We start from the raw sequence: 24130 nt of genomic DNA, 5'->3' as shown, positions 1-24130 counted from the left end.
TCAGATCGCTTGCCCTTGCAACAGACGGGGCAATTCACCCTCTAGCCCGGCGGCGGTGCGGATGAAACGGCGGCGCAGACCCGGCAGCGCGTTCACCGCCCCCATGCCAAGGTCACGCCCCAGCCGCAGCAGCGGGTTATCGTTGGAAAACAGCCGGTTGACGGTATCCATCCCCAGCGCAAGGCTGGTCGTATCAAACCGGCGCCACTGCTGATACCGCGCCAGCACATTGCTGGCCCCGATATCCTCGCCCCGGCGCGCGGCCTCGACCAGCACCTGCGCCAAGGCCCCCACATCGCGCAGCCCAAGGTTCAACCCTTGCCCCGCAATCGGATGCACGCCATGCGCGGCATCACCCACCAGCGCCAGACGCGGCGCGATGAAACTATTGGCAAGCGTCAGCGACAGCGGATAGGTGAACCGCGTGCCCGCCAGCGTGATCGGGCCCAGAAAATCCCCGAAACGCGGGCGCAGCGCGTCCAGAAAATCGGCATCATTCAGCGCATGTATCGCGGCCGCGCGGCTGTCAGTCTCGCTCCAGACGATCGAGGAACGGTTGCCGGGAAGCGGCAGAATGGCAAGCGGGCCTTCAGGCATGAAAAACTGATGCGCGATGCCGTGATGTGGCAGCGCATGTTCCACCGCCGTGACCAGCGCAGTCTGGCCATAGCCCCAACCGCTGCGCGAAATGCCTGCGCGCTGGGCGGTGCCGCTGCTGCGGCCATCGCACCCCACCAGCAAACGCGCCGAAAGCAGACGCCCCGAAGCCAAAGTGACCGAGACGCTGGCCTCATCATGGCGTTGCGCCACAACGGTTTCGCCCGACAGCAAGGTGATATTCGGGGCCTCTGCCATCACAGCCAGAAACGCCGCATAAAGATGGCGATCTTCGGCCATGAAGCCCATCGGGCCTTCCTCAATCTCGGCATGGTCGAAATGCAGGAAATAGGGCGCGGCCCCTTCGCCTGCATGCCCGTCGGAGGCCTTGATTTCCAGGATCGGTTGCACCTGATCGGCGATCCGCGGCCAGACGCCAATGGCCGACAACAGCCGCTTGGAGGCAATCGCCAGCGAATAGGCGCGACCATCAAAGCCGGGGGTGGCGCGGGCCGGGGCAAGGCGGGCATCGACCACCACCACCGACAAACCGTTCTGCGCCAAAGCCAAGGCCAAAGCGGGCCCGTTCAGCCCGCCGCCCACGATCAAGATATCTGCATCATGTTCCATGGCGCAAATATGGCCTTTCGCAGCGGTTTGTCCATGCGCCCCATTGTCCAGTCGCAGGCTTGCCGCTACCGTTTGCCAAAGGAAGCAAAGAGGCGGACAATGGCAGGCAATTGGCTTTGGATGACGGCAGCGGATTTGGGCCGGGGGATCGAGGCGGGCAAGATACACCCGGTTGAATTGACCGAGGCGTTTCTGGACGCCATCGAACGCCACCCCGAGGCCAAGCGCATCTATTCCCGCACCACGCCCCGCCGCGCGCGCACCATGTCCATGGCCGCCGCCGACAGGGCCAAGGCGGGGCAGCGCATCGGCTTGCTGGATGGCGTGCCAATCTCGTGGAAAGACCTGTTCGACGCTTCTGGCGCGCCTTGCGAGGCGGGGTCTGCGCTGCTGGCAGGGCGCGTGCCTGAAACCGATGCCGAAGTGCTGACAACCGCAACCGCGCAGGGCTTGGTCTGCTTGGGCAAAACCCATTTGTCGGAACTTGCCTTTTCGGGGCTGGGCCTGAACCCGATCACCGCAACGCCGCCAAATGTGAATGACCCCAAGGCGGTGCCGGGCGGGTCGTCGTCGGGGGCGGCGGCCTCGGTTGCCTTTGGGCTGGCGCCTGCGGGCATCGGGTCGGATACGGGCGGTTCGGTGCGTATTCCGGCGGCGTGGAATGATCTGGTGGGGTTGAAAACCACCTCGGGGCGTTTGTCGCTGAAAGGTGTGGTGCCGCTGTGTGACCGGTTTGATACGGTTGGCCCGCTGGCCCGCAGCGTCGAAGATTGCGCGCTGCTATTGGCCGCAATGGAAGGCGGAAAACCCGCAGACCTGACGGGCACCAGCCTGAAAGGCGCGCGGGTGATGGTGCTGGACACCATGGCGATGGATGATCTGCGCGAAGAACCCGCGCGCGGCTTTGACGGCGCGGTTGATCGTCTGGCCCGCGCCGGTGCGCGCATCGAAACCGCCAAGATTGGTGAAGTGGTCGAAGCCATGTCGCTGGCCCCCATCCTTTATGCCGCCGAGGCCTATGGCATCTGGGGCGCGGTGATCGAACAGAACCCCGACAAGATGTTCCGCCCCATCCTTGACCGGTTCCGCATGGGCGCGCAGTTTTCCGCCCCCGATTATGTCTCGGCATGGCGCAAGCTGTTGGATCTGCGGCAAATCTGGGCGCGCAAAACCGCCGCTTATGATGCGGTCATCCTGCCCACCTCGCCCATTCTGCCGCCCGATGCACAGCGTTTGATGGAGGATGACGATTATTACGTCACCGAAAACCTGATGGCCCTGCGCAACACCCGCATCGGCAACCTGTTCGGCGGCTGCGCTGTCACAATGCCAACGGGGCAACCTTCATGCGGGATCACCTTTATGGCCGGGCCGGGGCAAGAAGAGCAGCTTTTGCGCCTGTGTTTCGCAGCAGAACGCGCCTTGGGGTAAGCCATATCGCGCCTATGGGTGGTGGGGGAGGGACGAAAAAGACACAATCCCCGCCGCCAAACGCACTGAAACAAAGCGTTTTTCTGGACCCGCGCGCAAAGCCTCGCTATCCTAGGGACAAACAGGGCGAGATGACCCTGACGATATGAGGCAGTAATGGCATTTCCTGAGCGGTTTTCGAACCTGCCAGAATACGCGTTTCCGCGCTTGCGGGCGCTTCTGGATTCCCATCCTTCGGGTGGGACGCCCATTGCCATGACCATTGGCGAGCCGCGCCACGCCATGCCCGATTTCGTCGGCCCGATTTTGGCTGAAAACCTGAATGGTTTTGCGATCTATCCGCCCAATGACGGCACGCCAGAGCTGTTGGCCGCCATCGCAGGCTGGGTGCAAAGGCGCTATGACGTGGCGCTGACCCCCGGTCAGATCATGGTGCTGAATGGCACACGCGAAGGGCTGTTCAATGCCGCCGTGGCGCTGTGCCCCGAAACCAAAGGCGGCAAGCGCCCTGTCGTGCTGATGCCAAACCCGTTTTATCAGGTTTATGCCGTGGCCGCTTTGGCAATGGGGGCAGAACCGGTGTATGTGCCTGCCACTGCCGCCAGCGGCTTTTTGCCCGACTATGCCAGCCTGCCGCGTGACATTCTGGACCGCACGGCGATTGCTTACCTCTGCTCACCTGCCAATCCGCAAGGGGCCGTGGCCAGCAGTGACTACTGGGCCGACCTTCTGGCCTTGGCCGAAAAACATGATTTCCAGATTTTCGCCGATGAATGCTATGCCGAAGTGTATCGCGACACGCCGCCCCCCGGTGTGCTGGCCGTGGCCAAGGCCACCGGTGCCGACCCCGAGCGCGCGCTGACGTTCCATTCGCTGTCCAAACGGTCCAACCTGCCGGGCCTGCGGTCTGGTTTTGTGGCCGGTGGCCCCCAATCCATCACCCGCATCCGGCAGTTGCGCGCGTTTGCCGGTGCGCCGCTGCCGCTGCCGATTCAGAAAGTATCAGAGGCTGCGTGGAGTGATGAGGCGCATGTGCAAGCCTCACGCGCGCTCTATGTCGAGAAATTCGCCCTTGCCGACCGCATCTTTGACGGCATGCAAGGCTATCAGCCGCCGCAAGCCGGGTTCTTCCTGTGGCTTCCGGTGCAAGACGGTGAACAGGCCGCGCTGAAACTGTGGCGTGAAACGGGGGTCCGGGTTTTGCCCGGCGCTTACCTGTCGCGCGATGTCGCGGGGGAAAACCCCGGCGCAGGTTATATCCGGGTGGCTTTGGTCGCCCCAAAAGAAGAAACGCAGCGCGGGCTGACCCAGCTTCGCGACTGTCTCTACGGGCAAGGACGGTAAATCATGGCATCCTATCAGGTCAGGCAACGCGATCCGCTGGTCGATCAGAACACCGCAGCAATGCTGGAACGGCGTGGCCGAGAGCTTCTGGGGATCGGGCTGATTGTGTTGGCGTTGCTGTTTGCGGTGATGCTGGGCACCTATTCCGCGAATGATCCGGGCTGGATGGTGGCGACCGATGATCCGGTGAACAACTGGCTTGGGCGTTTCGGGGCCTCTATCGCCTCGACGCTGTTCATCATCGGGGGCTTGGGCAGTTGGGGGATTCCGTTGATCCTTGGCGCTTGGGGCATCCGCTTTGTCAGCCACCGGGGCGAGGAACGCGCGCTTAGCCGTGTGGTCTTTGCCGTGATCGCTGTGGCGCTGGGGTCGGTCTTTGCCGCGACCCATGTGCCGGGGCCGAACTGGCCGCATAGCGCAATCGGTCTGGGTGGGCTGTTTGGTGACACCATTCTGGGCGCGCTGCTGGCGATTTTGCCGATTGGGGCGGGGTTTGGCCTGAAGCTGCTGTCGGTTCTGTTTGGCGCGGCCCTGCTGGCGATGGCGCTTTATGTCACCGGGTTTGACATGCGCGAATTGCGCAAGATCGGGCGCTTTGTGGCGCTGGGCACTGTAACCACCTATGCTTTTGCGATGTCGCTGGCCGGGAAATCCGCCGCCGGGGCCGCCCGTGCGGCGCAGGATCTGGCCGAAAAGAACCGCAATCGCCGCGAAATGGCCGTGAGCGCGCGCGACCATGATGCGGTTGTCTATGCTGCCGATGATATGAACCCCGCCCCGCTGCGCGCCGAACGGGTTCAGCCCGGTGCCGGTGGCTTTGGCCGCCCCGAGGCCCTGCGCCCCAATCAGCGCCGGATGCCGGAACCGAAACTTCATGCCGCGCCGGACCATATGGCCGCCCAGCCCTTGGTCGCCGCCCGCTATGCCGAGCCGCCGATGGAACGGGCAACCGAACGGCCGGTTGAAAAGCCAAGCCTGCTGTCGCGCGTGCCGCAAATGATCCGCCGCGCCGCCGTGGGCCAGCCGGAACCCGAAATGCCGATGCAGCACGCAGCCGAGGCCCCTTCGGAAGATCGCATCAAGGCGCGGATCAATGATGTGATCCGGTCGCGCGTGCGCACACCTGCGCAACAACAACCGTCGGTGCAAACCGCTGTGCAAGCGGCCTTGGCCCGGCGAGAGCCGCCCGTGATGGGCCGCCGCGGCCCGGTGCCGCTGATTGCGACGCCGCGCAACAAGCAAACCATGGCCTTGCCGCCAGAGCCGCCCGTCATGGCCCCGGCCACAGGCAGCAACATGGCCCGTCTGGCCGTGACTTCGGCCACGCGCACCGCACTGCCACCCGCCCCCCCGATGCCAGAGCCTGCGATGGACTGGCAGCCGGAAAGCTCTGACGATGGCAATGTCTTTACCGATACCCAAGGCCCTTGGGCGCAGGGCGATGACACCTATGAAAACCACTATGCCGAGGATGATTTCGACGATGCGTCGGCACCCGAGCCGGAAATCATCCGCGTTTCGGCCCCTGTGCAGCGCGCCAGCGCCCCCGAACAGCGCCGCATCGTGCAGCCGGTGGTCAAAAAGCCCGTGACCCCGTCGCGTCAGGCAATGGCCGAAGCACAGCCGCGCCTGAAATTCGAAGAACAGCACCCGGCCTATGAACTGCCGCCGCTTGGCCTGTTGGCCAGCGCCGACACCGTGCAGCGCCACACCCTGTCCGAAGAAGCGCTGGAAGAAAACGCCCGGATGCTGGAATCGGTGCTGGATGATTACGGCGTGAAGGGCGAGATTGTCGCCGTGCGCCCCGGCCCCGTGGTCACGCAATATGAACTGGAACCCGCGCCGGGCCTGAAGGCCAGCCGGGTGATCGGCTTGGCCGACGATATCGCGCGGTCAATGTCGGCACTGTCGGCGCGGGTGTCCACCGTGCCGGGCCGTTCCGTCATCGGGATCGAACTGCCGAATTCATGGCGCGAAAAGGTTGTGCTGCGTGAAATCCTTGCCGCGCGCGACTTTGGCGACAGCAACATGCGCCTGCCGCTGGCCTTGGGCAAGGATATCGGCGGTGAACCCATCGTCGCCAATCTTGCCAAAATGCCCCACCTGCTGATCGCGGGGACCACGGGTTCCGGGAAATCGGTGGCGATCAACACCATGATCCTGTCGCTGCTGTATAAGCTGTCGCCCGAAGAATGTCGCCTGATCATGATCGACCCCAAGATGCTGGAATTGTCGGTTTATGACGGTATCCCGCACCTGCTCTCGCCGGTTGTGACCGACCCGAAAAAGGCCGTTGTCGCCTTGAAATGGGTCGTCGGCGAGATGGAGGAACGCTATCGCAAGATGTCCAAGATGGGCGTGCGCAATATCGAAGGCTATAACGGCCGTGTGCGCGAAGCACTGGCCAAGGGCGAGATGTTCAAGCGCACCATCCAGACCGGGTTTGACGAAGATACCGGCGAGCCAGTGTTTGAAACCGAAGAGGATACACCCGTATCCCTGCCCTATATCGTCGTCATCGTCGACGAGATGGCCGACCTGATGATGGTCGCCGGCAAAGAGATAGAAGCCTGTATTCAGCGACTTGCCCAAATGGCACGTGCCTCGGGCATCCACCTGATTATGGCCACACAGCGCCCGTCTGTGGACGTGATTACGGGCACGATCAAGGCAAACTTCCCGACCCGGATTTCCTTTCAGGTCACGTCGAAAATCGACAGCCGCACCATTCTGGGCGAAATGGGGGCCGAACAACTGCTGGGCATGGGCGATATGCTTTATATGGCAGGCGGGGCAAAAATTACCCGTATTCACGGGCCCTTCGTGTCGGATGAAGAGGTTGAGGAGGTTGTGAACCACCTGAAATCCTTTGGCCCGCCCGCCTATATGTCGGGCGTGGTTGAAGGCGTGGACGAGGACAAGGAAGGCGATATCGACCTTGTTCTGGGCCTTGGGTCCGGCGACAGCAGCGAGAATGAGCTTTATGACCAAGCGGTCGCCGTGGTCGCCAAAGATCGCAAATGTTCTACCTCCTACATCCAGCGCAAACTGGGGATCGGCTATAACAAGGCCGCGAAACTGGTGGAACAGATGGAAGAAAATCAGGTTATCACCGCTGCCAACCATGTCGGCAAACGCGAGATTTTGTTGCCCGAGCATTGATGTGTGACAGGGGGCGGTGGGTTGGCACCCACCCTACGCGGCAGGGGGCGGTTGTGCTTTGGCGCGCCGCTTTCGCTGCTTTCGTCGTGATGACAAATGCTGTCATGGGCAGGGAACCGCTCACATCCTTGTGTCGTTTGCGTCAAAAGGGGTGCAGGCTGGGCGCGTCATGCTTATATGACTGTCAGAGCACAACGAGTGGGAACCACCAGATGAATCGCAGATCTTTTTTGAAAACGCTGGCACTGCCTTTCGCGTCGATGGCCTTCTTTACCGCGCTGGCCGTGCCTGCCGCGGCCGAGAAAATCTCGCTTCAGGATCTGTCGCGCTATCTGAACGGGCTGACAACCGCCGAGGCGGAGTTTACGCAGATCAACTCTGACGGTTCCATTTCCACCGGCAAGATTTTCATCCACCGCCCCGGTCGCGTGCGGTTTGAATATGCCCCGCCAGATCGCAACCTTGTTCTGGCAGGCGGCGGGCAGGTGGCGATTTTCGACGCAAAATCCAACCAGCCGCCCGAACAATACCCGCTGTCGCGCACGCCTTTGTCCATCATTCTTGACAAGAACGTCGATCTGACCCGCGCCAAGATGGTGGTGGGCCACAAGCAGGATGGCAACACCACCCGCGTTCGCGCCCAAGACCCGGAACACCCGGAATATGGCTCGATTGAACTGGTGTTCACCGCCGGGCCAACCGAATTGCGCCAATGGGTCATCCGCGATGACAGCGGCGCGGAAACCACGGTGATCTTGGGTGAGATGAAGAAGGGCGCGAAGTTGAAATCCTCGCTGTTCAACATCACCATCGCCACAAATCAGCGCAAATAGGCTGCGCGTCAAACCATTCCCCTAGCGGTCAGGCGCGCCCTTGCTTTCGGCAAGGCGCTCGCCCAATCTGACGCGGACCAAAGGGGGGCACCATGGCTGATTATGTGATTCCAGCGCCGGAACAGGCTGCTATTCCAACCAAAAACGGCGGGGCCTTTCCGGTGCGCAGGGTCTATTGCATCGGGCGCAATTATGCTGCCCATGCCGTTGAAATGGGCCATGACCCGACCCGCGAGGCGCCGTTCTTTTTCCAGAAGAACCCTGACAATCTGGATGCCTCCGGCCAGTTTCCCTACCCCTCCCGCAGCGCCGATGTGCATCACGAGGTTGAGCTTCTGGTCGCGCTGAAATCGGGTGGCGCCGATATCCGCGTAGAGGATGCGCTGGGCCATGTCTGGGGCTATGCCGTGGCCTTGGACATGACGCGCCGCGACCTTCAGGGCGAGGCGAAAAAGGTGGGCCGCCCGTGGGAGATTGGCAAAGCATTTGAACACTCGGCTCCGGTTGGCCCCTTGGTTCCCATTGCCGTCACTGGCCCCATGGCCGAAGGCCAGGTGGCGCTGACGGTGAATGATGCGCTGCGCCAGACAGGCGATCTGAACCAGATGATCTGGAAAGTGCCGGAAATGATTGCCTATCTGTCGATGTATTTCGAATTGCAGGCTGGCGATGTCATCCTGTCGGGCACGCCTGCGGGTGTTGGGCCGGTGCAACGCGGTGATGTGATGCAGGCCACCATCGCCGGGCTGGACGCCTTGACCGTCAAAGTGGTCTGACCGCGCAGCGCGCCTTTTGCCTGCGCGGAAATAACACGGCCCAAACCGGGGGCGCTGCTTGCTTTTTCGGCGAAATTCGGGCATCGCAAGCCCAATTCATGACCTCACGTAATCCAGATGAAAGATAGGCCGGACCCATGACTGACACAGCAACGCCCGATATCATTTACACCAAGGTTGACGAGGCCCCGCAACTTGCCTCTGCTTCGCTTTTGCCGATCATCCAGTCTTTCGCAGCGGCGGCAGGCGTGTCGGTCGGGGTCAAGGATATCTCGCTTGCAGGGCGTATCATTGCGGCCTTTCCCGAAAACCTGACCGCAGCACAGCGTCAGGAGGATCATCTGGCCGAACTGGGCGAGTTGGTGAAACAGCCCACCGCCAATGTGATCAAACTGCCGAATATCTCGGCCTCGGTGCCGCAGCTTGTGGCGGCGGTCAAGGAATTGCAGGCCAAGGGCTATGCCATCCCCGACTATCCGGCAGACCCCAGCACCGATGCCGAGAAAGCCATCCGCGCGCGGTTTGACGCGATCAAGGGCTCGGCGGTGAACCCGGTTCTGCGCGAAGGCAACTCGGACCGTCGTGCCGCGGTGGCGGTGAAGAACTACGCCAAGGCCAATCCCCATTCGATGGGCGCCTGGGCCAAAGACAGCAAGACCGTTGTGTCCACCATGTCGGCCAATGATTTCTTCTCGAACGAAAAATCCGCCACGCTTTCCGCCGATCAGGCAGGTGCGGCCCGTATTGAACTGGTGGCTGCCGATGGCAGCATCACTGTGCTGAAAGACGGCGTGAAATATACCGCAGGCACCGTGGTCGATGCGACCTTCATGTCGGCCCGCGCGCTGGACGCGTTTCTGGCCGAACAGGTCGCCGCGACCAAAGCCGCAGGCACGCTGTTCTCCATCCACCTGAAAGCCACGATGATGAAGGTGTCGGACCCGATCATCTTTGGCCATGCGGTCAAGGTGTTCCTGCAACCGGTGTTTGACAAATACGGTGACAAGCTGGCCGCCGCTGGCGTGAACCCGAATTCCGGCCTTGGGGCCTTGCTGGCGCAAGTGGCCGAGATGGACGGCGGCGCCGAAATTCAGGCCGCGATTGATGCGGTGATGGCAGACCGCCCGCCGATGTATATGGTGAATTCCGACAAGGGCATCACCAACCTGCATGTGCCCTCTGATGTGATCATCGACGCCTCCATGCCCGCGCTGATCCGTGCGGGCGGCAAGGGCTGGGGCCCGGATGGCAAGGCGGCCGATACCAATTGCGTCATCCCCGACAGCTCTTACGCGCCGGTCTATGATGAGTCGGTCAAGTATTTCAAAGAAACCGGCGCGCTGGACCCGCGCACCGCAGGCACTGTGCAAAACGTCGGCCTGATGGCGCAAAAGGCCGAAGAATACGGCAGCCACCCCACCACGTTTGAAGTTCCCCACGCCGGGACCGTGCGCATCGTGCTGGCGAATGGCGACATTCTGCATGAGCACAGCGTCGAAGCGGGTGACATCTGGCGCTCTGCCTCTACCAAACAGGCCCCGATCGAGGATTGGGTGCAGCTTGCGATCAGCCGTCAAAAGGCCGAAGGCTGCCAAGCGATCTTCTGGCTGGATGAAAGCCGTGCCCATGATGCGGAACTGCTGAAATATGTCCGCCCGATTCTTGCCAAAGCAGGCGTGGCCGACAAATTCCAGATCATGACCCCGCGCGCCGCGACCCGTCTGTCGCTGGAAACCATCCGTGCGGGCAAGGATTCCATCGCCATCACCGGCAACGTGCTGCGCGACTACCTGACCGATCTGTTCCCGATTCTTGAACTCGGCACCTCGGCCAAGATGCTGTCGATCGTGAAACTGATGCAGGGCGGCGGCATGTTTGAAACCGGGGCCGGTGGCTCTGCGCCCAAGCATGTGCAGCAATTGGCCGAAGAAAACCACCTGCGCTGGGATAGCCTTGGCGAATTCTGCGCGCTGGGGGAAAGCCTGAAGTTTCTGGCCGAAACCAAGGCGAATGACAAAGCCCGCATCTTGGGCATTGCGGTGGACCGGGCAACCCAAGGCGTGCTGGATAACAACAAATCCCCCGCGCCCAAGGTTGGCCAAACCGACAACCGCGCCAGCCACTACTACTTTGCGCTGTATTGGGCGCAGGCACTGGCCAGCCAGAACGAGGACGCGGCCCTGACCGCCCATTTCGCCCCCATCGCCAAGGCGCTGGAAGAAAACGAAGACACGATTTTGGCTGAAATCAAAGCGGCAGAGGGCAGCCCCGCCGATCTGGGCGGCTATTTCCTGACCGATGCACAGAAAACCGACAGCGTGATGCGCCCCTCGGCCACCATGCGCCGTATTCTGGGCTAAGCCCCGAAAACAAAACACCCGGTCCTGAGCGATCAGGGCCGGGTGTTTTTTTGTCTTACGTTCGGGCTTAGCCCAGAACCGAAGGCAGCCAGAGCGAGACTGCGGGCACATAAGTCACCAGAATCAGCGCCACCAGAATAGCCAGATAGAACGGCCAGATCGTCTTTAGCGCTTCTTCGATCTTGATGCGCCCCACGGCACAGCCGACAAACAGGCAGGTGCCAACCGGCGGCGTGCACAGGCCCAGACCCAGGTTCACCAGCATCATGATGCCGAATTGCGTCGGGTCCATGCCCAACCCTTTGGCGATGGGCAGGAAGATCGGCGTGCAGATCAGGATCAGTGCGGCCATATCCATGATCATGCCAAGGATCAGCAAGATGACGTTGATCATCAGCAAGATCATGATCGGGTTATCCGAAATCGTGATCAGCACCGCGCTCAGCTTTGCCGGAACCTGATACAGCGCCAGCAAATAGGCAAAGGACGAGGCAAAGGCGATCAGGATCATCACCATCGCCGTGGTGCGCACCGCCCCCGTAACCGACAGCTTGAACGCCTCCCATGTCAGCGAGCGATAGTAGAACTTGGTCAGGAACAAGGCATAAAGCGCGCCAAAGGCCCCGGATTCGGTAACCGTGAACACACCCGACAGCGTGCCGCCCACAATGATGACAGCGGTGATAAAGCCGGGGATGGCATCGGCGGCACTGCGCCCCACCTCGCCCCAGCCGGGGAACGGCTCTGCCGGGTATTTGTGCTTGATCGACAGGATATAGGCCGCCACCGCCAAGCAAACACACATCAGGATGCCGGGAATAACCCCCGCAAGGAACAGCTTGGACACCGAAATCCCGCCCCCTGCCGCCACCGCAAAGATGATCATGTTATGGCTGGGCGGAATCACAATCCCCGCGATCGAGGATGTAACCGTCACGTTCACCGCGAAATCCGGGCGATAGCCGCGCTCTTTCATCACCGGGATCAGCAGCGAACCAAGCGCCGAAATATCGGCCACGGCAGAGCCGGAAATCCCGCCAAACAGCATGGATGAGAAGATGTTGACCATGGCAAGGCCCCCTTTCAGGTGCCCGACCAGCGCCGCGGCCAGCTTGACCAGCCGCTTTGCTATCCCGCCATGCAGCATGATTTCGCCCGCAAAGACGAAGAAGGGAATCGCCAGCAGCGAAAACACCGACACTCCGGCTGTCGCGCGCTGAAAGGTGATCAGCATGGGGAAGCCTTCATACCAGAAGGCCGAAGCCGCAGCGATGCCCATCGCAAAGGCCACGGGCATTCCGACCACCACAAGGAGGCCGAAGACACACATAAGGATCAATAGGCCCATGGGTCAGATATCCAATTCTTGGGGGTCAGGTTGCCAGTTCTGGAAACGCAGAATGCGCAGAACACCGCGACTGCCAGCAAACAGAAAGATCAACCCGCCACAGCTGGTGATCGCAAGGGTGCGGAAGCTTTCGGGAATTTCAAGCATGGGCAAAAGCGTGTCCCAGCCAAAAATCATCAGGGTGATGCCTGCGTAAAGCATCACCGCCCCAAAAATCGCAAGCATCAGGTCAATGATGACCATCAGGTATTTTTGCACCTTCTTGGGCATCATGTCACGGAACAGGGACACCCCCAGATGGGTATCTTCCTTGATCCCGGCGGCGGCCCCCAGAAAGGCGATATAGCAAATCAGCAAAAGCGCGAGTTGTTCGACCCATGTCGGCGTGACGTTCAGCACATAGCGGCCAAACACCAGCCAGCCAAAGGTCACGACCAAGACAACCATCGCGACCGAGGCAACCCCGATGCAGATATTGCTTAACACTGTCACGGCAGCTTCAAGCCTTGTGACCTTCACAGACTGCACCACAATCATAGGCTCCTATTTTTCGGGGATGATCGGCAGAAAACAGCAGTTTTGCGGCAAAGGCCCGCCCTGACAGGGGCGGACCTTCGGATCGTCAAGTCAAGCTTATTTTGCGTTGCGGATCATATCCACAAGGCCAACCAGATCCGGGTTCGCGGCAAGGAACTTGTCGTAAACCGGGGCCATGGCTTGCTGGAACGGGCCCTTGTCAGCGATGGTGTTGACGATGGTGCCACCGGCCACAACTTTTTCCATGCTGGCCGCTTCGCGTGCCTGCCACAGTTCGCGCTGCTTCAATGCGCTGGCGTGGCCTGCTTCTTTCACGATGGCCTGCTGTTCCGGCGTCAGTTTTTCCCAGGTCGCCAAGCTCATGCACAGGCATTCCGGGATGATCAGATGCTCGGTCAGGGAGTAGTATTTCGCGACCTCAAAGTGGTTGGTCGATTCGTAAGACGGCGGGTTGTTTTCCGCACCATCGACAACCCCCGTCTTGATCGACTGATACACTTCGCCAAAAGCCATCGGCGTTGCGTTGCCCGCCATGGATTCGACCATGCCGACGAACAGATCGTTGCTCATGACCCGCACTTTCAGGCCTTCAACATCCGCAGGCGTGTTGATCGGACGCACGGAGTTATAGAAGGACCGCGCACCAGCATCATACCAACCCAAGGGCACCATGCCCTTGGCGATCATGCCTTTGCCGATTGCCTCACCGACTTCGCCGTCCATCAGCTTATACATTTCGGGGATAGAGCTGAAAATGAACGGCAGGGAAACCACGTTGGTTTCCGGAATAGCCTGACCCATCGGCCCAAGGCTGAATTCACCGAAATCAATCGCGCCAAGGCGCACCTGTTCAATCGCGTCCGGCTGGTCGCCCAGAACGCCGTTGTGATAGATGGTGCCCGTGATCTCGCCACCGGTTTTCTCGGTCACTTCGGCCAAAAAGGATTCCATCGCGATGGAGACCGGATAATCCTCGACGTGGATGTTCCAGCCGCGCAGGTCCAGCGCCGAAGCGGTCGTGCCTGCCAGCAGCATCGTGCCGCCAACAGCAGCGCACAGAAGATTGTCGCGGAAATTCATATGTTTCATAGGTGATCCCTCCCGATCAGATATGCCTGCGCTTGGCCCCCTCGTGCGGCGCAGGACGTTTTTCTTGACCGGGCTTGCAGCGGGCCGGAACGGCAGGGGCTGAAAAACGCGGTCAATTGGTATACTAGTATTCAGGGCATTTCACTGAGTCAAGCTTTTCGCGCGCGGCCCTTGTGAATTGCCTGCGGCCAGCCGCGCCGCATTTAGCCAATTGTCAAACAGGTTGGCTGAAAGTAGCATACTAGTAGACCACTATTTCGGAGCATGCCATGACCGCAGGCCTAAAGACCCTTGTTTACGGCACAGGCTTTGCCGGCGAAGGCCATGTCGCCGCCTTTCGTGCGGCGGGGGCGCAGGTGGTGGGGCTGGTCGGGCGCACGCCGCATGTGGTGCAAGAGGTTGCCGCAAGGTCGGGCATTCCTTTCGCCGGCACCGATTGGCAAGCCGCATTGGATCATTGCCGCCCCGATATCGTCTCCATCGCGACGCCCGGCGGTGCGCATTACGCGCCGATCAAACAGGCGATCGCCTTTGGCGCGCATGTGTTCTGCGACAAGCCGATGACCCATAGCGGCGAAACCGCGGCAGAGCTTTATCAACTGGCGCAGGCGCGTGGTGTCAAAACCGCCTATGCCGCCAGCTTCCGCTATACGCCCAGCGTTTTGCACGCAAAACAACTTGTGGCCGCAGGTGCCATTGGCCAGCCGACCGAGGTGGAATGCATCTCGCATTTCAATCTGGAGCGCGAGATTCCCTTTGGCTGGTCGCATCGCCGCGCCGATGGCGGCGGGCGGTTGAACAACAACTTCACGCATACCCTGTCAATCGTCGCCTCGGTGGTCGGCGACAAGATTTTGACGATTGCGGGCGATTTGCGCGATGATCTGCGCCGCGCCCCGATTGTTGACGGGGTTCATAATTTTGCCACCCGCCGCAACCATATCCCCAAAGACCTGACAGACCCGGCGCTGCAATGGGGCGAAAGCGATGTCGAATGGTCCTATAGCGTCCTCGCCCGGATAGAGAGCCCGTTGGCCGAACAGCCGGTGTCGGTGCTGTTCAAACATGGCGGGTTGGTGCCGCGTTTTCACGAAGATCATATCGTGTTTTACGGCACCAAAGGCGCGATCTACCTCAAGGGCCATTATGGCAGCGGGCAGCTTTACCATTGGGGTGCGGGCAAAGACTGGCAGGCCTTGCCTCTGCCGCAGGAAATTGCCGACAGCGTGCCACAGGTCGCAGGTGAGACAGAGCAATGCTGGCACATCCTCGCCCGCGATTTTGTGCAAGATATTCAGGGCAAGCCAGTGGCACCCTATCCGACCTTCAAGGAAGGCAGCCAATACCAACAGATCATCGACATTCTGCGCCAGGGCAATGCCGGGACCGATATTTCCCACCTTGCCTAGCAAACCCAGTCAGACAGGAGCAGGCCCATGAAAATCACCGATGCAAAGGTCTTTGTCGGCGGCCCCGGCAAGAATTACGTCACCCTGAAAATCATGACCGATCAGGGGGTTTACGGGCTGGGCGATGCCACGCTGAACAATCGCGAAACCCTGCCTGCGGCCTATTTGCAAGATTACCTGATCCCGAACCTGATCGGGATGGACCCGCGCAACAGCGAAGACATCTGGCAGTTTTTCTATCGCGGTGCCTATTTCCGCCGTGGCCCCATCGCGATGGCGGCGTTCGGGGCCATCGACATGGCGCTGTGGGATATCAAGGGCAAGCTGGCGAATATGCCGGTCTATCAGCTTTTCGGGGGCAAAAGCCGCGACGGCGCGCTGGTCTATGCCCATGCCACCGGGTCTGATCTGGACGATCTGATGGACAGCATCGCCCATTATGTCGAACAGGGTTACAAGGCCGTGCGCGTGCAATGCGGTATTCCGGGCATGGCCTCTGCCAGTTATGCGGTGCCCGAAACCAAGGGCGAGGGGAAGCATTACATCACCGATTTCGGCGGCATCCGACCCAAGGTCGAGGTTTGGGATACCGACCGCTACATGCGCTACATGCCCGGCGCGCTGGCCGAGATACGGGCGCGTTTTGGCCCCGATCTGAAAATCCTGCATGATGTGCATCACCGCTTGTTGCCGCGTGAGGCTGCGGAATTCGCCAAGGCGGTGGAACCCGTGGGCCTGTATTGGCTGGAAGATCCGACCCCGGCCGAAGATCAGGACGCACTGCGCCTGCTGCGTCAGCATTCCACCGTGCCGATCGCGATTGGCGAAGTGTTCAACTCTATCTGGGAGTGTAACAAGCTGATCGAGCAAGAACTGATCGACTTCATCCGTGTCGCCGTGACCTATGCGGGCGGGATTACCCATGTGAAGCGGATCGTCGATCTGGCAGGGCTGCACCATGTGCGCACCGGGTTTCACGGCGCGCCCAGTCATTCGCCGCTTTGCATGGCCGCGCAGGCCCATCTGAACGCATGGGCGCCGAATTTCGGGATTCAGGAGTATCTGGTGCTGGGCACGCCGGAATGCGATGCGCTGTTTCCCTCAAACCACCGGATGGAAAACGGAATGGTCTATGTCAGCGATGCGCCCGGTCTGGGTGTGGATTTTGATGAGGCCGAGGCCGCGCGATACAGCTACAAACCCGGCAGCCACCCGGTTGTGCGTCTGGGCGATGGCACGCTGTGGAACTATTAGGCCGGTCAAAGCCGGTGCAAAGCGGGGCGGGGGCACAAAGAACGGAAGCTTGGACAAGCCGAAAATTTAGCGGTAACAGTTAAACAAGGCAGATATCACAAGGCTTTCCGACTTTGACCCAATCGTCCAATCCAGACCAAAAACGCCCTCTGACACTGCGCGATGTATCCGAGGCGTCGGGCGTTTCGGAAATGACCGTCAGCCGGGTGCTGCGCAGCCGGGGCGATGTGTCCGAACCCACGCGTGAGCGGGTGTTGGAAGCGGCGCGTAGACTGGGGTATGTGCCCAACAAGATTGCAGGGGCCTTGGCCAGCCAGCGCGTCAATCTGGTGGCGGTGATCATTCCGTCCTTGTCCAACATGGTCTATCCGGAAGTTATGACAGGGATCAGCCGCGTGTTGGAAGACACCGGTTTGCAGCCTGTTGTCGGGGTGACGCATTACCAGCCAGAGCGCGAGGAATCCGTGCTGTATGAAATGCTGTCCTGGCGGCCCTCGGGCGTGATTTTGGCCGGGTTGGAACATTCTGACGCCGCGCGCGCGATGCTGGAGAATGCGGGCATTCCGATTGTCGAGGCGATGGATGTCGATGGCGAGGCGGTGGATAGCGTGGTCGGCATCTCGCATCGGCGCGCAGGCTTGCAGATGGCCGAAGCGATCTTGAAAGCCGGGTATAAGAAGATCGGATTCCTAGGCACGATGATGCCCTATGACCACCGCGCCCGCAAACGGCTGGAAGGCCTGGAAGAAGGGCTTGCCGCCGCGGGCATCACTTTGGCGGATCGCGAGTTTTATTCCGGCGGCTCGGCATTGCTGAAGGGCCGCGAGATGACAGAAGCGATTCTGGCACGCAACCCGGACCTCGATTTTCTGTATTATTCTAATGATATGATCGGGGCGGGTGGCTTGCTTTACTGCCTTGATCAGGGCATCGACGTGCCCAACCGCCTTGGGCTGGCCGGATTCAACGGGGTGGAATTGCTGCAAGGCCTGCCGCGCCGTTTGGCGACGATGGATGCCTGCCGGTTGGAGATTGGCACCACAGCGGCCCAGATCATCGCAGGTTTGCGCCCCGGTGGTGTGGTGGGTGGCGAACGGGTGGAACTGACCCCCACGTTGCAATTGGGCGATACGATCCGGGTTTAGGGCCAGCTGCCGCCGGGGGCGGGGGGCTGTCTGCCCCCCGAACAGCTTTGCTGTCGCAAAGCTGACCCCCCGAGGATATTTTCAAATAGGTGAACGGGATCAGGCTGTGAGGCTGGTATCGGTTTTGCCGGTGATCCGGGCTGTGACGATCTGGCCTTCGGGGTGATCGGAGGTGAACTGCACTTCGGTGAATTGTTCGGTGCGGCCCATGCGAGGCGATTCCATCAAGATGCGGTGTGATGAGCCGATTTGCGCCGTGAGGTGGCGCTGCAAGGCCGCATCGCCAGCGGCGCGCAGGCGGGCGGCGCGTGATTTTATCTCGGGGCCTTCGACGGCGGGCATGCGGGCGGCGGGGGTGCCTTTGCGGGCTGAATAGGGAAAGACATGCAGGAAGGTCAGGTCGCAATCAGTGACCAGTTTCAGCGAGTTTTCGAACATGTCTTCGGTTTCTGTCGGGAAGCCTGCGATGATATCGGCCCCGAAGATCATATTGGGGCGGAGGTTGCGGGCCTCTTGGCAAAAGCGGATGGCATCGTCGCGCAGGTGGCGGCGTTTCATGCGTTTGAGGATCATGTCATCACCGGCCTGCAAGCTGAGGTGCAGATGCGGCATCAGGCGGGGCTCGGTCGCGATGGCGGCCATCAGATTGTCATCGGCCTCAATCGAATCGATGGAGCTGATGCGCAGGCGTGGCAGGTCTGGCACAAGGCGCAGGATGCGCATCACCAGATCGCCCAGCCGCGGGGTTGCGGGCAGATCGGCGCCCCAGGAGGTCAGGTCTACCCCCGTCAGCACCACCTCATGAAAGCCCTTGTCGACCAGCCGTTTGATCTGATCGATCACCACACCTGCGGGGACAGAGCGGGAATTACCGCGCCCGTAAGGAATGATACAGAAGGTGCAGCGGTGATCGCAGCCGTTTTGCACCTGCACATAAGCGCGGTGACGGCCAAAGCCGTCGATCAGGTGGCCCGCGGTTTCGCGCACTGACATGATGTCATCAACCATCACCTTTTCGGTTTGGCCAATCAGATCGGGCGCGCGCAGGGTGGCCCAGGTTTCGGGCTGCATCTTTTCGGTATTGCCCACCACGCGGGTGACTTCGGGCATGGCGGCAAAGGTTTCGGGTTCGGTTTGCGCCGCACAGCCTGTCACGATGACCGCAGCGCCGGGGTTTTCACGCGCGAGTTTGCGGATTTCCTGTTTGGCCTTGCGCACCGCTTCGGCAGTCACCGCGCAGGTGTTGACGATCACGGCACCTTCCAAGCCAGCGGCGGCGGCAAGTTCCTTCATCGCCTCGGTTTCATAGGCGTTCAGGCGGCAGCCAAGGGTAGAAAAGACAGGCGCGCTCATGCGTGGGCGGCCAGAAATTCGGGGGTGAGGGTGCCATCGAACACATGGGCGACAGGGCCTGTCATCCAGACGCCATCGTCGCGCCAGTCGATTTCCAGCGTGCCGCCATCCACATCAAGACGAACGCGGCGCCCCGTGATCCCGCGCAGATGGGCGGCCACGGCGACCGCGCAGGCACCGGACCCGCAAGCCAGCGTGACGCCTGCGCCGCGTTCCCAGACCCGCATGCGCAGATGGTCAGGGCCGACCACCGAGACAAACTCGACATTGGTTTTTTGCGGGAACAGCGGGTCCACCTCAAACCGTGCGCCGTCTGTTTCCAGCGCCACAGCCTCGGCATCGGGGACGAAGAACACGCAATGCGGGTTGCCCATGCCGACGCCGACCGGATCGCCGGGCAGCGGCAGGTGCAAAGGGTCCGCGGCATGGGACAGGGGAATATCGGCCCAGTCCAGTTGCGGCGGGCCCATGTTGACAGACACCAGACCATCGGCACGGCGCAGGGCCGAAAGCCCGCCGCGCGTGGTCAGCAGGCTTACGCCATCCGCCCCGGTCTGCCGCATCACCAGATCGGACACGCAGCGCGTAGCATTGCCGCAGGCCCCGGCGCGGCTGCCATCGGCGTTCCAGAAATCCAAGGTGAAATCGGCACCATCGGCATCGCGGATTTCGGCAAGCTGGTCGAACCCGACACCGCGATTACGATCCCCCAGCGCGCGCGCCAGCGCAGGCGTCACCACCGGCTCGCCCCCGCGCGAGTCGATCACAACGAAATCATTGCCCAGTCCGTGCATCTTCAGGAATGCGAGACCGTGAGAGATGGTTTTCCGATTCATTCCGCGCATATACGCCGCTTGAGAAGTTTTTGCCAGAGAGTCAGAAATTATGCTTTTTTGCGCTTGACCCCCAGCGCGAGAGTTTCTAGGTAGCACCCATCGTGGGCCGGTAGCTCAGCTGGTAGAGCAACTGACTTTTAATCAGTAGGTCTCGGGTTCGGATCCCGACCGGCTCACCATAAGATTCAACGGGTTGGCAGGAAACTGCTAGCCCGTTTTTTTTTTCAAGCGGCGGCCCAAAGGGTTTTTCTTTTATGTGGCATGGTAGCCCGGCCTGTCTGCCAAGGGGGATTCGCCCCCCAAGCCAAACCTGCCGCAGTGTCAGCCTTGCGCCACCGGGGCCCAGATCACATCATCAATATGCGGGGCGGCGGTGGCCAGCATCACCAGCCGGTCAAAGCCCAAAGCGATTCCCGAGGCATCGGGCATCAGCGCCAGCGCGTCCAGAAATGCCTCATCCAGCGGGTAGCGGGTCGCATAGAGCCGTTCTTTCGCATCCATTTCCGCGATGAAGCGGCGGCGCTGTTCGGCTGCATTCGTCAATTCGCCAAAGCCGTTGGCCAGTTCCACCCCGCAGGCATACACCTCGAACCGTTCGGCGCAGCGCGGGTCATCGGCGCAGGGGCGGGCGAGGGCGGCTTCGGCAATCGGGTAACGGTCCAGCATGGTCAGGCGGCCTTGACCTAGCTTGGGTTCGATCCGTTCCGCCAGTACGCGCGAAAACAGGTCCGACCAAGTGTCATCGGGGGCAAAGCGGATGCCTTGCGCCGCCACCTGATCTGCAAGGCCCGCGCGGTCTGTCGCGCCATCGGGGCCAAGCGTCGGCAACAGGTCGATCTGCGCATGGCGCTGAAACGCATCCGCCACCGACAGGCGTTCAAAGGGCAAGGCCGGGTCACAGGTGTGGCCTTTGTAGTGCAGCACCCTGCTGCCCGCAGCCTGCACCGCCAGCCGCGCGAAATCGGCGCAATCCTGCATCAACTGATCATAGGCTTCGCCGACGCGATACCACTCCAGCATGGTGAATTCCGGGCTGTGCCGCGCGCCACGCTCGCGGTTGCGCCAGACATGGGCAAAGGCTGCAATCCGTTGCTCCCCCGCCGCCAGCAGCTTTTTCATCGCAAATTCCGGTGAGGTGTGCAGATACATCCGCTGTGCCACACCATCATTGCCGATGGCATCGGTTTCAAAGGCATGCAGATGCGTCTCATTTCCGGGGCTGATGACAAGGGCGCAGGGGTCGACCTCCACGAAATCCTGTTCGGCCATCCAGCCGCGCAGCGCCGCCTGAATCCGGTTGCGCGCCAGCAGCGCGGGGCGGCGGCCCTCATGCCGTGCCGGATGCCACCAATTCTGCGGATTCGTCATGTTTTGCGCCTTTCATCTGGAGATTTCGGCCAAGATAGGCTAAGGCCTGTCGCCAACGGCCAGCGCATTAGGCGCATGGTGCCATAACTACAAGGAAATTCGCGTGAAAGTCATCGCCTCCTCGCTGCGTAAGGGCAATGTCGTTGAAATGAACGACAAGCTGTATGTCGTTCTGACTGCTGAAAACTTCCACCCCGGCAAAGGCACGCCGACCACCTCCGTCAACATGCGTTGCATCTCGGATGGGGTGAAGGTGACAGAGCGTTGGCGCACGACCGAGCAGGTGGAACGCGCCCATGTGGATGAGCGGAAATACAACTTCCTTTATGCCGATGGCGAGGGCTACCATTTCATGGAGCCGGAAAGCTATGACCAGATCACCGTGCAAGAGGACGTGATTGGCGATACCGCCGTGTTCCTGAAAGACGGGTTGGAAGTGTTCCTGAAAACCTTCAACGGCGTCTGCATCGCGATTGAATTGCCGCAAAAGCTGGTGGTCGAAGTGACCGAGACGGAACCGGTGGTGAAGGGCCAGACGGCCTCGTCCTCCTACAAGCCCGCCACCTGTGATGAATCGATTCGCGTGATGGTGCCGCCGCATATCGGTGTTGGCACCCGTATCGTGATCAACACCGAAGACAATTCCTACGTCGAACGCGCCAAGGATTGATACTGGTTGAACCCCTGCACAGGCCCTGCCATCCGGCGGGGCCTTTTGCGTTTTGGCCCCTTAGCGCTGCTGGATTTTCTGCCGCACCCGCGCCCAGCCGCCGGGGCTGACCACAAATGACAGCAAAAAGCCGGTAAAGAACCCGGCCAGTTCCGCAACCCAATCCCATCCGCCGCCGAACAGTAGACCAAACAGCAACTGGATGCCCATCAAAAACCCGATCAGGGAAAAGGCCCGGTATTGGCTGCTGCCGGAGCCAGCAAGGTTGGTCCACAGCAAAAAGGTGAAGGCGCCAATCAAGCCATAAACCGCCGGATAGCCGCCCAAAAGCGCGGTATGGATCATCGGCAGCGCGGTGTAGGCCAGCGCCCCCGCCAAAGCCGCGCCGAAAAACACCACCAGCACGGCCCAGGCGCGAAACACCTCGCCCACCATCTTGCCAAGCGCCAGCAGGAACACCACGACAAACAGCGCATGGGTAAAGTTGCCATGCACCAGCGGATAGCTGATCAGCCGCATCAGATGTTCCGGCGGGTAATAGCCGTTCGCGATCATCTCGCGCATGAAATCGGGCGCGAAGGCAAAGCGTTGCATCGCATCCAGCCGCCAGCCAACCCCGGTGGCCCCGCCCACAAAGCCGGCGCTGGCAAGGTTGAACACCACCTCCATCGCGATGATCGGCAGGGCCAGCAGCCAGACAACGGGCGGCAGCGGGTTCAGCGGGGCGGCGTTTGGATCAGTCTGCATAGGGCCTCAAGCTTGGGGCAGTTGATTGACGCCCCTTTGCGCCAAGGGTAAGCGAGAAGCAGCAAAGTTTCCAGATGGAGTATTCCCCATGGCCGAGCCGGTCCAAACGCCTCACGCCTTCGCAACGCGCATCTTTTCGGGCATCCAGCCTTCAGGCGGTTTGACCCTTGGCAATTACCTTGGCGCGCTGAAGCGGTTCGTGGAAAAGCAGGATGAGGGGATCGAGACGATTTACTGCCTCGTCGATATGCACGCGATCACCGTCTGGCAAGACCCGGTCAAGCTGCGCCAACAAACGCGCGAAGCGGCGGCAGGTTTCATCGCGGCGGGCATCGACCCCGCGCGCTCTATCCTGTTCAACCAAAGTCAGGTCAGCGCCCATGCCGAATTGGCGTGGATTTTCAACTGCGTGGCGCGGATGGGCTGGATGGGGCGGATGACCCAGTGGAAAGACAAGACGGCGGGTCAGAACTCGGAAAATGCCTCCTTGGGGCTGTTTGCTTACCCCGCGCTGATGGCTGCTGATATTCTGGCCTATAAGGCCACGCATGTGCCGGTGGGCGAAGATCAGAAACAGCATCTGGAGCTGTGCCGCGACATCGCCGCCAAGTTCAACAATGATTTCGGCGTGAATTTCTTTCCCATCACCGAACCGGTGATCGAAGGGGCGGCAACCCGCGTCATGAGCCTGCGGGACGGCACCAAGAAAATGTCGAAATCCGACCCATCGGATCAAAGCCGCATCAACCTGACGGATGATGCCGACACGATTGCCAAGAAAATCCGCAAGGCCAAGACCGATCCGGAACCGCTGCCCAGCGAGTTGGACGGGCTGAAAGACCGCCCTGACGCACGCAATCTGGTGAATATCTATGCCGCGCTGGCCAATATCACCCCCGCGCAGGTTCTGGCCGACCATGGCGGCGCGCAGTTTGGCAGCTTCAAACCCGCGTTGGCCGATCTGGCGGTGTCTGTCATGGGCCCGATCACCACCGAGATGAATCGCCTGATGCAAGACACGGCCGAGATTGACCGGATTCTGGGCGAAGGCTCCGTCCGCGCCAATGCCATCGCCCGCCCGATCGTCGATGAGGTGTATGATATCGTCGGGATGATCCGCTCGCGCATGCTGTGACGGCACGCAAAGCCGGGCCCGTGGCGGCTTTGCGTTAAAAAATCGTTAAAGTTGTCAGGCTTGCACATTTTGCACAGGCAAAGCGAATGGGCGCAAGTTATCTTGA

The 24130-nt window shown here is 60.9% G+C and carries 19 protein-coding genes and 1 tRNA gene; 12 read left to right on the top strand and 8 right to left on the bottom strand.

The window, feature by feature from the left end:
- A complete protein-coding gene (locus EGN72_RS04535; protein WP_127045460.1) occupies positions 1 to 1227 on the bottom strand; it encodes a UbiH/UbiF/VisC/COQ6 family ubiquinone biosynthesis hydroxylase in 1227 nt (408 codons plus the stop codon).
- Between the two features lie 99 nt (positions 1228 to 1326).
- Between EGN72_RS04535 and EGN72_RS04530 the strand changes: the two genes are divergently transcribed.
- The 6 genes from EGN72_RS04530 to EGN72_RS04505 all read left to right on the top strand — a co-directional run bounded on the left by EGN72_RS04530 (position 1327) and on the right by EGN72_RS04505 (position 11133).
- The gene (locus EGN72_RS04530) at positions 1327 to 2658 is read left to right on the top strand and encodes an amidase (RefSeq protein WP_127045459.1); all 1332 of its coding nucleotides are present in this window, start codon (positions 1327 to 1329) and stop codon (positions 2656 to 2658) included.
- 156 nt (positions 2659 to 2814) lie between these two features.
- Positions 2815 to 4002, top strand: a complete 1188-nt coding sequence (locus EGN72_RS04525) for an aminotransferase class I/II-fold pyridoxal phosphate-dependent enzyme (RefSeq protein WP_127045458.1) — start codon at positions 2815 to 2817, stop codon at positions 4000 to 4002.
- 3 nt (positions 4003 to 4005) lie between these two features.
- Positions 4006 to 7164, top strand: coding sequence for a DNA translocase FtsK (locus EGN72_RS04520; RefSeq protein ID WP_127045457.1), 3159 nt, complete (start codon positions 4006 to 4008; stop codon positions 7162 to 7164).
- A gap of 260 nt (positions 7165 to 7424) precedes the next feature.
- Positions 7425 to 7997, top strand: a complete 573-nt coding sequence (locus tag EGN72_RS04515; RefSeq protein ID WP_233587030.1) for an outer membrane lipoprotein carrier protein LolA — start codon at positions 7425 to 7427, stop codon at positions 7995 to 7997.
- Positions 7998 to 8089: 92 nt separating this feature from the next.
- Entirely contained in the window at positions 8090 to 8773 is a 684-nt protein-coding gene (locus EGN72_RS04510; protein WP_127045455.1) for a fumarylacetoacetate hydrolase family protein, read from the top strand.
- A 137-nt stretch (positions 8774 to 8910) separates the two neighbouring features.
- Positions 8911 to 11133 (top strand): NADP-dependent isocitrate dehydrogenase, encoded by a 2223-nt coding sequence (locus EGN72_RS04505; RefSeq protein WP_127045454.1) that lies wholly within the window; start codon positions 8911 to 8913, stop codon positions 11131 to 11133.
- Positions 11134 to 11200: 67 nt separating this feature from the next.
- On the opposite strand, the gene EGN72_RS04500 is transcribed toward EGN72_RS04505, so the two are convergent.
- The 3 genes from EGN72_RS04500 to EGN72_RS04490 form a co-directional block, all read right to left on the bottom strand.
- The gene (locus EGN72_RS04500) at positions 11201 to 12481 is read right to left on the bottom strand and encodes a TRAP transporter large permease (RefSeq protein ID WP_127045453.1); all 1281 of its coding nucleotides are present in this window, start codon (positions 12479 to 12481) and stop codon (positions 11201 to 11203) included.
- 3 nt (positions 12482 to 12484) lie between these two features.
- Complete coding sequence (locus EGN72_RS04495; protein WP_233587028.1) at positions 12485 to 12973, bottom strand: TRAP transporter small permease; 489 nt, start codon at positions 12971 to 12973, stop codon at positions 12485 to 12487.
- 141 nt (positions 12974 to 13114) lie between these two features.
- On the bottom strand, positions 13115 to 14107 hold the full coding sequence (locus EGN72_RS04490; protein WP_127045451.1) for a TRAP transporter substrate-binding protein: 993 nt from the start codon (positions 14105 to 14107) through the stop codon (positions 13115 to 13117).
- Positions 14108 to 14376: 269 nt separating this feature from the next.
- Between EGN72_RS04490 and EGN72_RS04485 the strand changes: the two genes are divergently transcribed.
- The 3 genes from EGN72_RS04485 (at position 14377) to EGN72_RS04475 (ending at position 17915) form a co-directional block, all read left to right on the top strand.
- On the top strand, positions 14377 to 15516 hold the full coding sequence (locus EGN72_RS04485; protein ID WP_127045450.1) for a Gfo/Idh/MocA family protein: 1140 nt from the start codon (positions 14377 to 14379) through the stop codon (positions 15514 to 15516).
- A gap of 27 nt (positions 15517 to 15543) precedes the next feature.
- The gene (gene manD / locus EGN72_RS04480) at positions 15544 to 16770 is read left to right on the top strand and encodes a D-mannonate dehydratase ManD (RefSeq protein WP_127045449.1); all 1227 of its coding nucleotides are present in this window, start codon (positions 15544 to 15546) and stop codon (positions 16768 to 16770) included.
- A gap of 113 nt (positions 16771 to 16883) precedes the next feature.
- The gene (locus tag EGN72_RS04475; protein WP_255417415.1) at positions 16884 to 17915 is read left to right on the top strand and encodes a LacI family DNA-binding transcriptional regulator; all 1032 of its coding nucleotides are present in this window, start codon (positions 16884 to 16886) and stop codon (positions 17913 to 17915) included.
- Positions 17916 to 18014: 99 nt separating this feature from the next.
- Here EGN72_RS04475 and mtaB read toward each other — a convergent pair whose 3' ends face one another.
- Entirely contained in the window at positions 18015 to 19268 is a 1254-nt protein-coding gene (gene mtaB / locus EGN72_RS04470) for a tRNA (N(6)-L-threonylcarbamoyladenosine(37)-C(2))-methylthiotransferase MtaB (RefSeq protein WP_127045448.1), read from the bottom strand.
- Positions 19265 to 20104: a diaminopimelate epimerase gene (gene dapF / locus EGN72_RS04465; protein ID WP_127045482.1), complete on the bottom strand. Its 840-nt coding sequence runs from the start codon at positions 20102 to 20104 to the stop codon at positions 19265 to 19267. The genes mtaB and dapF overlap by 4 nt, the downstream gene beginning before the upstream one ends.
- Before the next feature lie 103 nt (positions 20105 to 20207).
- Here dapF and EGN72_RS04460 point away from each other — a divergent pair.
- Positions 20208 to 20283: transfer RNA gene (locus EGN72_RS04460), tRNA-Lys, on the top strand.
- Between the two features lie 142 nt (positions 20284 to 20425).
- Here EGN72_RS04460 and epmA read toward each other — a convergent pair.
- Entirely contained in the window at positions 20426 to 21472 is a 1047-nt protein-coding gene (epmA, locus tag EGN72_RS04455; protein ID WP_127045447.1) for an EF-P lysine aminoacylase EpmA, read from the bottom strand.
- A 103-nt stretch (positions 21473 to 21575) separates the two neighbouring features.
- Between epmA and efp the strand changes: the two genes are divergently transcribed.
- On the top strand, positions 21576 to 22142 hold the full coding sequence (gene efp / locus EGN72_RS04450; RefSeq protein ID WP_127045446.1) for an elongation factor P: 567 nt from the start codon (positions 21576 to 21578) through the stop codon (positions 22140 to 22142).
- Between the two features lie 60 nt (positions 22143 to 22202).
- Here efp and EGN72_RS04445 read toward each other — a convergent pair whose 3' ends face one another.
- Positions 22203 to 22889: a rhomboid family intramembrane serine protease gene (locus EGN72_RS04445; RefSeq protein WP_127045445.1), complete on the bottom strand. Its 687-nt coding sequence runs from the start codon at positions 22887 to 22889 to the stop codon at positions 22203 to 22205.
- An 88-nt stretch (positions 22890 to 22977) separates the two neighbouring features.
- Here EGN72_RS04445 and trpS point away from each other — a divergent pair, with 88 nt between their 5' ends.
- Positions 22978 to 24024 carry a tryptophan--tRNA ligase gene (gene trpS / locus EGN72_RS04440; protein ID WP_127045444.1) on the top strand — a complete coding sequence of 349 codons (1047 nt, stop codon included), beginning with the start codon at positions 22978 to 22980 and terminating at the stop codon, positions 24022 to 24024.
- Positions 24025 to 24130: the final 106 nt, after the last annotated feature.

The sequence above is a fragment of the Pseudorhodobacter sp. E13 genome (assembly GCF_003991405.1).
In the GTDB taxonomy this organism is placed as follows: domain Bacteria; phylum Pseudomonadota; class Alphaproteobacteria; order Rhodobacterales; family Rhodobacteraceae; genus Pseudorhodobacter.
Note: the sequence above shows the minus strand (reverse complement) of the source record. Positions and strands in the feature narration are given on the sequence as shown.

Bases quoted from the DNA above. Each gene is read 5' to 3' on its own strand.
- EGN72_RS04535 (WP_127045460.1), bottom strand. From the start codon at position 1,227: ATGGAACATGATGCAGATATCTTGATCGTGGGCGGCGGGCTGAACGGG.
- EGN72_RS04530 (WP_127045459.1), top strand. From the start codon at position 1,327: ATGGCAGGCAATTGGCTTTGGATGACGGCAGCGGATTTGGGCCGGGGG.
- EGN72_RS04525 (WP_127045458.1), top strand. From the start codon at position 2,815: ATGGCATTTCCTGAGCGGTTTTCGAACCTGCCAGAATACGCGTTTCCG.
- EGN72_RS04520 (WP_127045457.1), top strand. From the start codon at position 4,006: ATGGCATCCTATCAGGTCAGGCAACGCGATCCGCTGGTCGATCAGAAC.
- EGN72_RS04515 (WP_233587030.1), top strand. From the start codon at position 7,425: ATGGCCTTCTTTACCGCGCTGGCCGTGCCTGCCGCGGCCGAGAAAATC.
- EGN72_RS04510 (WP_127045455.1), top strand. From the start codon at position 8,090: ATGGCTGATTATGTGATTCCAGCGCCGGAACAGGCTGCTATTCCAACC.
- EGN72_RS04505 (WP_127045454.1), top strand. From the start codon at position 8,911: ATGACTGACACAGCAACGCCCGATATCATTTACACCAAGGTTGACGAG.
- EGN72_RS04500 (WP_127045453.1), bottom strand. From the start codon at position 12,481: ATGGGCCTATTGATCCTTATGTGTGTCTTCGGCCTCCTTGTGGTGGTC.
- EGN72_RS04490 (WP_127045451.1), bottom strand. From the start codon at position 14,107: ATGAAACATATGAATTTCCGCGACAATCTTCTGTGCGCTGCTGTTGGC.
- EGN72_RS04485 (WP_127045450.1), top strand. From the start codon at position 14,377: ATGACCGCAGGCCTAAAGACCCTTGTTTACGGCACAGGCTTTGCCGGC.
- manD (WP_127045449.1), top strand. From the start codon at position 15,544: ATGAAAATCACCGATGCAAAGGTCTTTGTCGGCGGCCCCGGCAAGAAT.
- mtaB (WP_127045448.1), bottom strand. From the start codon at position 19,268: ATGAGCGCGCCTGTCTTTTCTACCCTTGGCTGCCGCCTGAACGCCTAT.
- dapF (WP_127045482.1), bottom strand. From the start codon at position 20,104: ATGAATCGGAAAACCATCTCTCACGGTCTCGCATTCCTGAAGATGCAC.
- epmA (WP_127045447.1), bottom strand. From the start codon at position 21,472: ATGACGAATCCGCAGAATTGGTGGCATCCGGCACGGCATGAGGGCCGC.
- EGN72_RS04445 (WP_127045445.1), bottom strand. From the start codon at position 22,889: ATGCAGACTGATCCAAACGCCGCCCCGCTGAACCCGCTGCCGCCCGTT.
- trpS (WP_127045444.1), top strand. From the start codon at position 22,978: ATGGCCGAGCCGGTCCAAACGCCTCACGCCTTCGCAACGCGCATCTTT.